Annotated in this window: 8 protein-coding genes; all 8 read right to left on the bottom strand. The window is 70.5% G+C overall.

Features of this window, described 5'->3' with window-relative positions:
• Positions 1–7 precede the first annotated feature (7 nt).
• Positions 8–2,209, bottom strand: coding sequence for a 1,4-alpha-glucan branching protein GlgB (gene glgB / locus ABIC50_RS13985; protein WP_354164714.1), 2,202 nt, complete (start codon positions 2,207–2,209; stop codon positions 8–10).
• Positions 2,206–5,616 carry a maltose alpha-D-glucosyltransferase gene (gene treS, locus ABIC50_RS13980; RefSeq protein WP_354165245.1) on the bottom strand — a complete coding sequence of 1,137 codons (3,411 nt, stop codon included), beginning with the start codon at positions 5,614–5,616 and terminating at the stop codon, positions 2,206–2,208. The genes glgB and treS overlap by 4 nt, the downstream gene beginning before the upstream one ends.
• Entirely contained in the window at positions 5,616–9,017 is a 3,402-nt protein-coding gene (locus tag ABIC50_RS13975; RefSeq protein WP_354164711.1) for a maltotransferase domain-containing protein, read from the bottom strand. Before ABIC50_RS13975 ends, treS begins: the two co-directional genes overlap by 1 nt.
• A gap of 299 nt (positions 9,018–9,316) precedes the next feature.
• On the bottom strand, positions 9,317–9,805 hold the full coding sequence (locus ABIC50_RS13970; protein WP_354164708.1) for a phage protein NinX family protein: 489 nt from the start codon (positions 9,803–9,805) through the stop codon (positions 9,317–9,319).
• A gap of 12 nt (positions 9,806–9,817) precedes the next feature.
• On the bottom strand, positions 9,818–10,627 hold the full coding sequence (locus ABIC50_RS13965; RefSeq protein WP_105832414.1) for an endonuclease/exonuclease/phosphatase family protein: 810 nt from the start codon (positions 10,625–10,627) through the stop codon (positions 9,818–9,820).
• The gene (locus ABIC50_RS13960) at positions 10,618–12,837 is read right to left on the bottom strand and encodes a VTT domain-containing protein (protein WP_354164705.1); all 2,220 of its coding nucleotides are present in this window, start codon (positions 12,835–12,837) and stop codon (positions 10,618–10,620) included. Before ABIC50_RS13960 ends, ABIC50_RS13965 begins: the two co-directional genes overlap by 10 nt.
• A complete protein-coding gene (locus ABIC50_RS13955) occupies positions 12,834–13,172 on the bottom strand; it encodes a hypothetical protein (RefSeq protein WP_006753757.1) in 339 nt (112 codons plus the stop codon). Before ABIC50_RS13955 ends, ABIC50_RS13960 begins: the two co-directional genes overlap by 4 nt.
• Complete coding sequence (locus ABIC50_RS13950) at positions 13,169–13,864, bottom strand: MgtC/SapB family protein (protein WP_011660492.1); 696 nt, start codon at positions 13,862–13,864, stop codon at positions 13,169–13,171. The genes ABIC50_RS13955 and ABIC50_RS13950 overlap by 4 nt, the downstream gene beginning before the upstream one ends.
• Between the last annotated feature and the right edge of the window lie 82 nt (positions 13,865–13,946).

Here is a 13,946-nt window from a genome sequence, read left to right as displayed (position 1 = left end):
CCGGGCGTCAGGCCGGGCTCAGCCATAGGGTCGCGAGCGGCGGCAGGCGCAAGGTGGCCGACCACGACTGGCCGTGCGAGGGCACGTCTTCCGTCCACACGGCGCCGTCGTTGCCGGCATTCGTGCCGCCGTACACGGCGGCATCGGTGTTCATCAGTTCGCGCCAGTGCCCGGGCGCGGGCAGCCCGATGCGATAGCCGGGGCGCGGCACCGGCGTGAAGTTGCAGATCGCGACGACGAGGCGCCCGCTATCGTCGCGGCGCGCGAACGCGAATACGCTGTTGTCTCGATCGTCGCCGATCAGCCAGAAAAAACCGGACGCGTGACAGTCGAGCGCGTGCAGCGCCGGCTCGGCCGCGTAGGTGCGGTTCAGGTCGCGCACGAGCCGCTGCACGCCGCGATGCGCGGGTGCGTCGAGCAGGTCCCAGTGCGGCGTCGCATCGTGCGCGAACTCGGCCCACTGCGCGAATTCGCTGCCCATGAACAGCAGCTTCTTGCCCGGATGCGCCCACATGAAGCCGAAGTACGCGCGCAGCGTCGCGAGCCGCTGCCACGCGTCGCCCGGCATCTTCACGGCGAGCGAGCCCTTGCCGTGCACGACCTCGTCGTGCGACAGCGGCAGCACGAATCGTTCGGAGAACGCATAGACGAGCCCGAACGTCATCCGGTCGTGGTGATAGCGGCGATGGATCGGATCCTCGCGCACATACGACAGCGTGTCGTGCATCCACCCCATGTTCCATTTGAAGTCGAAGCCGAGCCCGCCGTCGCCGGTCGACGCCGTGACGCCCGGCCACGCGGTCGATTCCTCCGCGAAGGTGACGACGCCCGGCGGCGCGAGCGTACCGTGCAGCGTGTCGTTGAGCGTGCGCAGGAACGCGACCGATTCGAGGTTCTCGCGCCCGCCGTGGATGTTCGGCACCCATTCGCCTTCGTTGCGCGAATAGTCGCGGTACAGCATCGACGCGACCGCGTCGACGCGGATGCCGTCGACGTGATAGCGGCGCGCCCACGCGAGCGCGGACGCGATGAGGAACGCGCCGACCTCGTTGCGTCCGAGATTGAACACGCAGGTGTTCCAGTCCGGGTGCATGCCTTCGCGCGGATCGGCGTGCTCGTACAGCGCGCTGCCGTCGAATTGCGCGAGGCCGTGCGCGTCGTTCGGAAAGTGCGCGGGCACCCAGTCGACGATCACGCCGATGCCGGCCGCGTGCGCGCGGTCGACGAAGCGCGCGAAGCCGTCGACCGGCCCGAAGCGCGCGGACGGCGCGAACTGCGCGAGCGGCTGGTAGCCCCACGAGCCGCCGAACGGGTATTCGGAAATCGGCATGAATTCGACGTGCGTGAAGCCCATGCCGCGCACGTACGGGATCAGCCGCTCGGCGAGCTCGTCCCAGGTGGCGCTGCGGTCCATCTCCTCGGGCACGCGCTGCCACGATTCGGCATGTACCTCGTAGATCGACCACGGCATCCGAAAGCGCCGGTCCGCGGGCGGTCGCGCGTGCAGCCAGCCGTCGTCGTGCCACGTGAACGCGTCGAGCGCCGCGGTGTCGGCGACGACGGACGCGGTGCGCGGCGGCGCTTCGGTCGCGCGCGCGCACGGGTCGGCCTTGTGCGGCAGCACGTGTCCGTCGGCCGCGCGCAGCTCGTACTTGTAGTGTTCGCCGGCGCCGGTGCCCGGCACGAACAGCTCCCACACGCCCCACGGCCGGCGCAGCCGCATCGGATGACGGCGGCCGTCCCACATGTTGAAGTCGCCGACGACCGATACGCGCTGCGCGTTCGGCGCCCACACCGCGAAGCGCACGCCGTCGACGCCGTCGACGCGCGTGGGCGTCGCGCCCAGGCAGTCGAGCACGGCGGCCGGGTCGCCGGCCGCGAAACGCGCGAGCGCGGCCTCGTCGAGCAGCGTGCCGAACGCGTACGCGTCGTCGGTGATCTGGCGCGTGTCCGGCCAGTCGATGGCCAGCCGGTAGCGGCCGTCGTGCGCGAGCGTACCCGCGAAGCAGCCGGCGTCGTCGACGCACGCGAGCGCGCCGAGTTCGTCGCCGTCGGGCGTCACCGCCCGCACGCGCTGCGCGCCGGGCAGCAGCGCGCGCACGACGACCCGGCCGGCGTCGGCGTGCGGGCCGAGACACGCGAACGGGTCCGGATGGCGGCCGGCGAGCAGCGCGTCGATGTCGGTGCGGTCGAACAGCATGTCGGTCATCGGTTGCCTCCGTGGTCGGGCGCGCGGTCGGTCGCGAGCAGGCGTTCGATCAGCGCCGCGAGCCCGCCGACCGGCACGCCGAGCCAGTCCGGGCGGTTCGCGGCTTCGTAGCACAGCTCGTACGACGCCTTGTCGATCAGGAACAGCGCGAGCAGGCGGTCCGCGTAACGCGGGTCGACGAAGCGCTCGGGCGCCTGATCGGCGGCCGCGCGATAGCATTCGACGAAGCGGTCGGCGGCGGCCTGCCCGAAGCGGTCGAACAGCGCGCGCTTGCGGCCGGCCGTCTGCGGCGGCGCCTTCTCGATCGCGAACTGCGCGGTGGCGCTCACGTACGACAGCGAGCGCAGCAGCCCGGCCACGTCGCGCAGCGGATGCGATTTCGCGCGGCGCCGGTCGAGCGCGCGCGCCGGCTCGCCTTCGAAGTCGATCAGCAGCGCGTCGCCTTGCACGTCGAGCACCTGGCCGAGATGGAAATCGCCGTGAATGCGCGTGCATTGCGCGTCGAGCGTGCGCGGCACGAGTTCGCCGATGGCCTGCACGGCCGCGTCGCGCGACGCGAGCAGCGTGTCCGCTGCCGCGCGGTTGACCGGATCGAGCTTGTCGAGCTGCGTGCGCAGCACGTCGAGCGCGCGCTCGAACGACGCGATCGCATCCACGCACCAGCCGTCGACGTGCTCGGGAGTCGCGGCTTCGGGCGCGAACGCGGGATCGTCGGACGGCTGCGCGAGCGCGACGTGCAACTGGCCGAGCCGCGTGCCGATGATGCCCGCGAACGCCGCGTAGCCGAGCAGCGCATCGGGCTCGTCGTCGACTTCGGCCGCGTCGCCGTCGCCCGCGGCCGGCAGCGCAAGTTCGTCGATCGCGCGCCGCAGGAAGTCGAACGAACGCGTCCACGCGTCGCCCTGGTTGTCGACGTAGCGCTGCAGGATCGCGACCGTATGCGGCGTGCCGTCCGGATCGACGTGCACGACTTCGCCCGCGAGCGTCGCGGTGTTCGCATAGCCGATCCGCGTCAGGTGCCGGCTCATCTCCGCTTCCGGATGGATGCCGTGCGCGACCTTGCGCACGAGCTTCAGCACGATCGCGTCGCCGATCACGAGCGAGCTGTTGCTCTGCTCGGCCGCAAGCCAGCGCACTTCGGCCTCCTCGCCGGGATCGAGCCCCGCGAGCGCGTGCTCGGGCAGGAAATCGAGGCGGCCGCCGTCGGACGTCGGCACCGTCGCGCCGTCGCGCAGCTTGCGCAGCATCCCGCGCGCGAATGCCGGCAGCGCGAACGCGTCGGTCAGGTAGCCCACCGTATGGCCGCGCCGCACGCGGGCGAGCGCGAGCTGCGTGAACAGCGGATGCGAGGTCTCGCCGCCCCACGCGGTGGCGAGCGGCACGACATAGCGCTCGACGCCGCCGTCGCTCGCGGACACCCAGGCCTCCGCGTACTGGAACGGTTCGTCCGGCATCGGCGTGACGACGTTCAGCCATGCGTCGCCGATCTTGCGGTCCTTCGATGCGAACCAGCGGCGCCGCGTGAGCCACGACGCGAGCGCATCGTGCGCGAGCGTGTGCAGTTGCCCGACGTCGGGTCGCGCGTCGCCGCGCCGCATCACGATCGTCACGTATTCGGGCAGCGGCTCCGCGTGCGGCTGCCGCCACGACGGCTCGCGGCCGTGCTCGGACAGCACGAACCACAGGAACCCGTATGGCGGAAAGGTCAGCAGATACGTGAGCTGCCCGATCGGCGGAAACGGCGAGTCCGACGTCATCTCGATCGGCACGCGGCCCGCGAATTCGGACAGGTCGAGCTCGACCGCCTGCGACGCGCGCGACAGGTTCGCGACGCACAGCACCGTCTCGTGGCCTTCGAGCTCGCGCAGATACGCGAGCACCTTGCGGTTCTCCGGACGCAGGAAGCGGATCGTGCCGCGGCCGAACGACTGCGTCGCGCGGCGCGTGGACAGGATCCGGCGGGTCCAGTTCAGCAGCGAATGCGGGTCGCGCGTCTGCGCCTCGACGTTGACCGCGTCATAGCCGTACAGCGCGCCCATCACGGGCGGCAGCACCAGCAGTTCCGGGTCCGCGCGCGAGAAGCCGCCGTTGCGGTCGGACGACCATTGCATCGGCGTGCGCACGCCGTCGCGGTCGCCGAGGTGGATGTTGTCGCCCATGCCGAGCTCGTCGCCGTAGTAGATCACCGGCGTGCCGGGCATCGACAGCAGCAGCGAGTTGATCAGCTCGATGCGGCGCCGGTCGCGCTCCATCAGCGGCGCGAGGCGGCGCCGGATCCCGAGGTTGATCCGCGCGCGGCGGTCGCTCGCATAGGTCTGCCACAGCAGGTCGCGCTCCGAGTCGGTCACCATCTCGAGCGTCAGCTCGTCGTGGTTGCGCAGGAACACGGCCCACTGGTTGCTCGGCGCGAGCGCCGGCGTCTGCCGCATGATGTCGATGATCGGGAAGCGGTCCTCGCTCGCGATCGACATGTAGATGCGCGGCATCAGCGGAAAGTGGAACGCCATGTGGCATTCGTTCTCCTCGCCGAAATATTCCTGCACGTCCTCCGGCCACTGGTTCGCTTCCGCGAGCAGCATCCGGTTCGGATACTCGGCGTCGATCGTCGCGCGGATCCGCTTCAGGATCGCATGCGTTTCGGGCAGGTTCTCGTTGTTGGTGCCTTCGCGCTCGACGAGGTACGGCACCGCGTCGAGCCGCAGCCCGTCGATGCCGAGATCGAGCCAGAAGCGCATCACCTGGATCACCTCGCGTACGACGGCCGGGTTGTCGAAGTTCAGGTCCGGCTGGTGCGAGTAGAAGCGGTGCCAGTAGTACTGGCCGGCGATCGGGTCGTGCGTCCAGTTCGATGTTTCGGTATCCAGAAAGATGATCCGCGTGCCCGCGTATTTCGTGTCGGTATCCGACCACACGTAGTAGTCGCGATGCATCGAGCCGGGCTTCGCGCGCCGTGCACGCTGGAACCACGGATGCTGGTCCGACGTGTGGTTGATCACCAGCTCTGTGATCACGCGGATGCCGCGCGCGTGCGCTTCGCGAATGAAGCGCCGCACGTCGGCGAGCGTGCCGTAGTCGGGATGCACGTCGCGGTAGTCGGCGATGTCGTAGCCGTCGTCGCGGCGCGGCGACGGGTAGAACGGCAGCAGCCAGATCGTGTCGACGCCGAGCTCGGCGATGTAGTCGAGCTTCATGATCAGGCCCGGGAAGTCGCCGATCCCGTCGTTGTTCGAGTCGTAGAACGACTTCACGTGTACCTGGTAGATGATCGCGTCCTTGTACCACAGCGGATCGTCCGCGCAGAGCGCGGGCGCGCGGCGCCGTGAACGGCGCCGGCGCGGCGTGCCGGCCGGTGCGAGGGACGGGAATTGCGCGCGACGCACGTCGTCGAGGGGATCTTCGCGTTTCATCATCCGTGTGCTCCGGAATGGCCCCGGGCATCGGCCGGGTCGGGCGCCGCCGCTCGCGCGGCGCCGGGAGACGGCGCGAGCCGCCAGATCGCATACGGCCGTACATGCGGGTCGAGCGATACGTACTGGCGATGCCCGCGCCAGGTTTCGGCATGCGCGGCGTCCTGTTCGAGCGCGTCGAGCGGTTCGCCGTCGACGAGCCCGAAGCCGCGCCACAGCGCCGCATCGAGCGTGAAATTCGCGGCCTGCGGATGCCACGGGTCGAGGCTGATCGCGACCGCGACGACGCTGTCGTGCGCGGGCGTCGCCTTCACGAACACCAGCACCTGGTCGTTGTCCGCATCGACGAAGGTGAGGCCGAGATGGGTCTGTAGCGCCGGATGGTCGCGCCGCGCGCGATTCAGCCGCGCGATTTCGCCGCCGATGTGCGCGGCCTTGCGCCAGTCGCGCACGCGCAGCTCGTATTTCTCCGCGTCCGCGTATTCCTCGCTGTCGGGCAGCGGCGCCGATTCGCCGATCTCGAAGCCCGAGTACAGGCCCCACGACCCGGCGAGCGTCGCCGCCAGCGCCGCGCGGATCACGAACTGCGAGCGTGGCGCGTTCTGCAGGTGGCGCGGATTGATGTCGGGCGTGTTCACGAAGAAGTTCGGCCGGAAGAACTCGCGTGCGGGGCCGGCCGTCAGCTCGGTCAGGTAGTCGATGAATTCGCGCTTCGTCTCGCGCCACGTGAAATACGTGTACGACTGCGAGAAGCCGACCTTCGCGAGCCGGTACATCATCCCCGGCCGCGTGAACGCCTCCGACAGGAACACCACGTCCGGATGCTTGCCGCGCACGTCCGCGATCATCCACGCCCAGAACGGCAGCGGCTTCGTGTGCGGATTGTCGACGCGGAAGATCCGCACGCCGGCGTCGACCCAGAACAGCACCGCGTCGCGCAGCGCGACCCACAGGTCGGGCAGCGCATCCGGCGCATAGAAATCGGGGTTCACGATGTCCTGGTAGCGCTTCGGCGGATTCTCCGCATAGCGCAGCGAGCCGTCGGGCCGCCACGCGAACCAGCCCGGATGCGCGGCGAGCCACGGATGATCGGGCGAGCACTGGATCGCGAAATCGAGCGCGATTTCCAGACCCTGCGCATGCGCCGCGTCGACCAGCGTGCGGAACGACGCGAGCGTGCCGAGCTGCGGATGCACGGCCGTGTGGCCGCCTTCGGGCGAGCCGATCGCGTACGGGCTGCCGACGTCGTCGGGCCCGGCCGTCAGCGTGTTGTTGCGGCCCTTGCGCGCCGTCGTGCCGATCGGATGGATCGGCGGGAAATACAGCACGTCGAAACCCATGTCGCGGATGCGCGGCAATTGCGCGATCACGTCGTCGAACGTGCCGTGCCGGTGCGGGTCGTTGCTCGCCGAGCGCGGGAACATCTCGTACCAGCTCGAGAAGCGCGCGGCGCGGCGTTCGACGTCGACCGGGTAGACGGCGTCATCGTGCGTGACGAACGGCCGGTAGCGCAACGCCGCGTACGCATCGGCGAGCGCGGGCGCGCCGAGCAGTTCGAGCCGCTTGTCGGGCGATGCGTCGTTGAACTCGGCCGCGAGCTGTTCCATCCGCGTGCGCGCGCGCCGGTCGGCCGGATCGGCGTGCTTCAACGCGGTCGCGAGCAGCAGTTGCGCCTCGCGTAGCTCCAGCGTCACGTCCTGGCCGGCCGCGCGTTTCTTCGTGATGTCGGTGACGAGCGATGCCCAGTCGTCGCGCCATGCGATCACACGGAACGCGTGGCGGCCGAGCCGGTCGAGTGAGATGCACGCGTGCCAGCGATCGTTCGGCTCCGCGACGAACGGCACTTCGCGCCATGTGTCTTCGTCGTCGGCTCGCCATTGCAGTGCGGCCGCGAGATGCGCGTGGCCGTCCGTGAAGATCGATGCGTGCACAACTAGTGTTTCGCCGATCACGCGCTTGATCGCGAAGCGGCCGCCGTCGACCGCCGGCTCGACGCGCTCGATCGCGATCCGGTCGGCCGCGAGCGCGGCCGACAGCGCGGTGCGCTCGCCCGCCGCATCGGTGCGAGCGAGCGCGGGCGGCGCGCGCCGCGCGTCGAGCAACGCATAGCCGCCGGGCTCGAGCGTGAAGGCTTGCAGCGCGACCGGCGCGGCGGGCGCGGATTTGCGCGAGCCGTTCGGTGGCGAGATCTGCGTGAAGCCGCCAGGCACGCCGGACAGGATCGTCGCGGGATCGACGTGCGTCGGCGCATCGAGATCGGGATTCAACGCGATCAGCAGGGCGGTGTCGTCGTGTTCGAGCGACGGACCGCTGCCGCGCAGCAGCGCCGTCGCGCGCGCGCCCGGCGCGCTCAGTTGAGCGATTTCGCCGCGCTCGGCCGCGAGTGGTGTCGCGCGGCGCCATGCATTCGCGTCGGCGATCGCGCCGGACAGGTCGAAGCGCGCGTCGTCCAGCGCGGCGCGGAAGCGTACGGCGTCCGCGTCGCGCGCCATCAGCGGCAGCGTGACGCCGCGCTCGAAGCCCATCGGCACGAGCCAGCCGGTGCCGACCGCGGCGGCGGTCCACAACGCGCGGTGGTACGCGCGGGCGACCGTCTCGTCTGGAGCGGTATTCCAGTTGTCGGCGAGGCGCGGGCCGTCGATTGCGTCCGGAAACGCGATCGGCGAGCCGATGCGCCGCAGCAGCCGGTGTTCGTCGACGAACCACGGCGCATGCAGGTCCCACCAGCGTACCGACGAGAACACCGCGTCGAAGCCGGCCGCCTCGAGCTGGGCGAGCGCGTCGCGCGCATGGCCGGGCACGCCGGCCAGCACCGCGACGTCCGGGCGCGCGCGGCGCAGTGCCGCGCGCCAGCCGGGCCACCACGCGGCCGGCAGGTGATGCGGCGCGTCGATCAGGAAACCCGACGCACCGGCATCCGCGAACGTGGCGAGGTGCGTGCACCACCACGCGGACAGCGCGTCGTGCGCGGCGTCTTCGCCGACCTGGGCATGCGCGACATCCATTTCATGCGCGGCGCTGCGCGGATCGATCAACGCGTCGTCGTGCGCGCGCTCGACGTACCAGTCCGGATGCTCGGCGCGCAGCGGGTTGTCGCGCGCGATGCGGTCCGGCACCACTTCGAGCAGCACGCGCAGCCCGTGGCCGTGCGCGAGCTGCGCGAGCCGCGAGAACGTCTCGAGCGCGCCGGCGCGCGTCGCGAACGTTGCGGCTGGCCGGTGGAAGTCGGCGACGTGGCGCGGGAAGCCCGCGACGCTGGCGGCCCAGAAGCCGCCGATCAGCACGTGGTCGAAGCCCATGCCGGCGATGTGCTGGAACGTATCGGGCCATGCATCGAGCGGGCCGACGAGGCGGGCGTCGCAGAAGTAGATGTGAGGAGCGAAGGGCGGTGTGGGGTTCATGGGTAGCGTGTGCAGGCGGCGGCCGGATCGGCAACAGATGTGCTTGTCGCAATGCGTGTTCCTGCTATGAGACGGAGGGGGTGCAAACGCTCACGCGCGATTCGGGGCGGTTGGGATGGTCGTTTTTTGCAGCCTGGGGCGCGGTGGCGGTGCTTTTATGCGGGGGCGCACGTTCGAGAAGGGGGGCGGCAGAGTGAAACTTTTGCCAATGGCGTCGAGATACCGATGAAAAACTCGGCGCATGCGCTGTCATCATCGCGACAACCCGCAAGCAGCCGATACCCCCGGCAACACACCCTTCACATCCGCGGAATCGACCGAATATCCGAACTGTCTCCCGTCGCCGTATCATCGTCCGCTTCCGGAATCGGCACCCCAGGGTCGTAGCGCACTGCCGCCCCATGCTCGATCCGGTGCGCGAACGACGGCGGAGCGTCGACCTCGTCGCCGAAGCGCGCACGCACGAACGCGCGCAGCACCGCGGTGCGCACGTCCGGCGCGCGTGCCGCGCAGGTCGACGGGCCGTCGATGAAGCTGGCGTCGCATTCGACGCCATCGCCGCGCCGCGTGATCCGCAGGTCGGCCACGCGCTCGAGCACCGCGCCCGCATCGGCCCATGACGCCGACGGCGCGAAATGCGCGTCGAGGCGGCGCAACGCGTCGCACGCGCCGGTCAGGATCACCTTCGGGTCGACGGCCGTGAAGCACAGCGTGTCTTCCTCATCCGCGCACAACGCGCGTGCGCACCAGTAATCGAGGGCGGCTCCGGCGAGTTCGTCGGTTCGCATCGGCAAGCTCCGTCAGGTTTCATCAGGGTGGGGCGCTCGTCGCGCAAGCGGCGTGCCCGGCGTCGCACGCATGCGCGCGACGAGCGGGTAGTGATCGGACGCGCGCCGCGCGCGCATGCTGCGATGCACGTTCACGTCGACGAGCCACTCGCCGGGATGGATCCAGATCCGGTCGAGCGAGAACACCGGGTACAGCGTCGGGAACGTACGCGGCGCCGGCGCGCGCCGGAACCGCGTGACGAGCGCCCGCAGCGCGCGGCCGCGCACGAACCATTCGTTGATGTCGCCCATCAGGATCACCGGCATCGCGCCGGTGTCGAACGCGGCGAGCAGCCGCTGCACCTGCGCGCTGCGCTCGCTCGCCGACAGCCCCAGATGGGTCGCGACCACGCGGATCATGCCCGCGCTGGAGTCGATGTCCGCATCGAGCGCGCCGCGCGGCTCGCGCTGGTGAAACGACAGGTCCAGCGTGCGCGCCGCACGAATCGGGCAGCGCGACAGCACGGCGTTGCCGTAGCGGCGCTCGGGCGTGTCGATGGTCGGGCCGGCCACCGCGTGCATGCCGGTGGCGTCGCGCAGATGCGCGAGCACGTCGGGCGCGTGCGTGCCGCCCAGCGGCACTTCCTGCAGCGCGATCACGTCGGCGTCGAGTTCGTGGATCACCTGCGCGATCCGGTGGGCCGCGCGTGTGTGCCACTTGCCGTAGCCGCCGCGGATGTTGTACGTCGCGATCCGCAGGTCGCGCCCGCCCGGCGCGGCGGGGGGCGGGCCGTCGGACGTGACGATGTCCGGCGGCGGGGCCGGTTGCACGCTCAGCGCCATCGTCGCAGCACCCTGACGAGCAGCACCGACACGCCGACCAGCACGGCGCCGATCGCCGCGAGCCACGCGAACGCGCCGGGCCCCGGATGGCTGAACGCGGCGGTCAGTTGGTGCGCGAACGTGACGGTCAGCACGATACCGGGCAGCATCCCGATCGCGGTGCCGACCAGATAGTCGCGCAGGCCGATGTGCGATGCGCCGGCGACCAGGTTCACGATCGTAAACGGCGCGATCGGCAGCAGCCGCAGCACGGCCATCGCGACTACGCCGCGCCGGCCGAGGTGTTCGCTGAGCCGGTTCGCGCGCGCGCCGGCGAGCCGGCGCACCGCGTCGCGCCCGAGCCAGTGTCCGATCCCGTACGTCGTGGCGGCGGCTGCCATCGTGCCGAGCGCCGCATACGCGAAGCCCGGCCACGCGCCGAACACCAGGCCCGTCACCGTGATCAGCAGCGTGATCGGCACCGACAGCGTCGCCGCGATCACGTAGCCGGCCAGCAGCAGCGCGGGCGCACCGGGCAGTTGCGCGGCGTGAGCGGCCATTCGCGCGAGCGACGCGATGTTCAGTTCCTTGCCGAGCGGCGAGAAGCGCCACGCGAGCGCGAGCGCCGCGACCAGCAGCACGGCCGCGCCGAGCACGAAGAAGCGCGCGGTCAGCACGCGGTGCTGCTCGCGCGGCACGAACTCGCGGACGAAGCGGTCCGGCTCGATCGGCTGCTCGGGGTCGAGCCGCGCGCTGACCGGCACCAGCGCGTCGAGTTGGGGCGTCACGACCGGCTCGAGCGTGCGCAGCGTGCGGCCGGGCTTGTCGCGCAACCGGTCGAGCACGGTATTCGGACGTTCGTCATGCGCGAGCGCGGCGGCAACCTCGGCCGGCGTCGTGTCGAGATGTTCGGCCAGCAGCCGGTCGCGCAGGCCGGCAATCGCGGTGCGGATGCGCGGCTCGCCGGCCGCGACGAGCGCGATGCAGCATTCGGTATCGAGCACCATCGACCGGTTATTGAGGTTCGCGCTGCCGATCACGATGCATTCGTCGTCGGCGATCGCGATCTTGCTGTGCACGTTCACGCATGCGTCCCCAAGCCCGTCGACATGCGGATACAGCAGCCGATAGCGGTCGAAGCGATCGGCGGCCTTGAGCGTGCCATGCAGCCGCGCGCGCAGCACGCCCATCGTCGCTTCCTGCAGCCAGCCGCTCTGCACGCGCGGTGCGACGACCGTCACGTCGGGCCCATCCGGATCGGCGAGCCGCTCGGACAGCGTTTCGCGCACCACCGCCGCGGTGAAATACTGGTTCTCGATATACAGATGGCGGCGCGCGGCGCGGATCGTGTCCTCGACCAGCGCGGACACCTGCCGCACCGGCTCGCGATCGCGGTGGCGCGGCGCCGTATAGGCGATGCCGAGCCGCACGTCGCGCAGGTCGACGCGCGCATCGGGCGGCCACGGATCGACGTCTTCCTCACGATCGAGATGCCGCTGCGCGCGGATCGCGATCGGACGCCCGCATGCATTGAACCAGCGCGCGCGTGCCTGCTTGCCGATCGCGGCGGCTGCGTCGCCGTCGAACATCGCCTGCACGTCGTGAAACGGCCCGTACGGCATCCCGTGCGCGTCGCGGCGGCGCGGATCGTCGGCCGCGTGCGCGGGCGTATCCCAGCGTGCGCGCGTCAGGTCGAGCCCGCCGACGAACGCGAGGCGGTCGTCGATCACGACGAGCTTCTGATGATGCGATGCGCCGCGCGGATGCGTGTCGTCGAGCCGGAACCGGATGCCGCGATGCGCGCGCCACGCGGCGCGATAGACGGGCGGCCAGTCGCGCTCGAGCGCATAAATCATCGCGAAGTCCCACGCGAGCACGTAGATGCGCAGGTTGTGCCGCGACGATGCCAGGGCGTGCAGAAAGGCGGCGAGCGTGTCGGGCAGGCCGTCGCCGGGGTCGGCAGGCGGCAGGTACATGCGGCTGTCGACGTCCCAGCCGACGATGAACACCGTATGGCGCGCCCGCAGCAACGCGGCACGCAGCGTCGCGAAATACGCGTCGCCGTCCACCAGCATCGCGAAGCGGTCTGCATGGCGGATCGTGTCGCAGTTGCGCCCGCGCTCGAGCAGCCCGTGGCGCAGCAGCTCGTCCGTGCGCGACGGGTCGGCTGTCGCGCCATCGGAGCGCGCCGTCGCGACGCTGGCGCGCGTCATGCGTCCCGGCACGATCATCGGGCGTCGACGTCCCGGTCGCCGTCGATGCGTTGCAGCAGCACGTCGCAACGCGCGCGCAGCGCCTGCAGTTCCGGTGAATCGGCGTCGAGCCGGATGCGTTCGCCGCTGTCCGGATCACCGTACGCGCACGCGATCTCGTAGATGCCTTGCGCAATCGTGGCGGACGCGTCCGCGATCCTGATCCGGTCGAGCCAGCCGCATTCGGCGTGATGGCACGCGAGCCACGCGCGCAGCGCGCCGACCGTCTGGCTGGCCGTCATCCACGCGCCGCCGCGCATGCGCGCCGTCAGCTGGCTCGTTACGAGGTAGGAGAGCAGGTCGGTCTGAGTCACGCAAAACTCCTTGAAGAAGTATCGGGGCGACAGGTCCGTACGCCGGCGAGGTTTTGCAGCGCCGCGCAGATCGCCGCAAATTCCGCGCCGCTCGTGCGCGAGAACGACACCGAGATGTCGTCCGTGTCCGGATCGTCGTCCGACTGCTGGACGATGAATCGCTTCACGCGCACGCGGTCGGTGCCGAGCGTGTCGTGCAGCTTGCCGAGCGTCAGGCCGCCGCGCTGGACGACGAGCCGCAGCGTGCGCTGCTGCCGCTGGGTGATGAAGCGGCGCTCGAGCGGCTTCACGCCCGCCAGGATCACGAGGACGATCACGGTCGCGCCGAGCGACGCAACGTACATGCCGCCGCCGACCGCGAGACCGACACCGGCCACTGCCCACAGGCTCGCGGCGGTCGTCAGTCCGCGCACGACTTCGCCGCGCAGCAGGATCGAGCCGGCGCCGAGAAAGCCGATGCCCGATACCACCTGCGCGGCGACCCGCGACGGGTCGAGCACGACGCCGCTCTGGCCGTGTACGTCTTCGAAGCCGAACGTGGAGACGAGCATCACGAGTGCCGAGCCGACGCATACCAGCATGTGGGTGCGCAAGCCGGCGGCCCAGTTGAGCCGCTCGCGTTCGAGTCCGATCACGCTGCCGAGCAGCGCGGCGAGCAGCAGGCGTCCGAGGAGTTCGAGATGGCCGATCATCGTGGCCTCCTTTTGTTTGGCGTACTGGAGCGGTTCGCTACCGGTTCGATACCCGGTTCGCTGCTCAATAGGGACGCAAGGC

This window comes from Burkholderia sp. 567, assembly GCF_040545115.1.
GTDB classification, from domain to species: Bacteria; Pseudomonadota; Gammaproteobacteria; order Burkholderiales; family Burkholderiaceae; genus Burkholderia; species Burkholderia ambifaria.
Note: the sequence above shows the minus strand (reverse complement) of the source record. Positions and strands in the feature narration are given on the sequence as shown.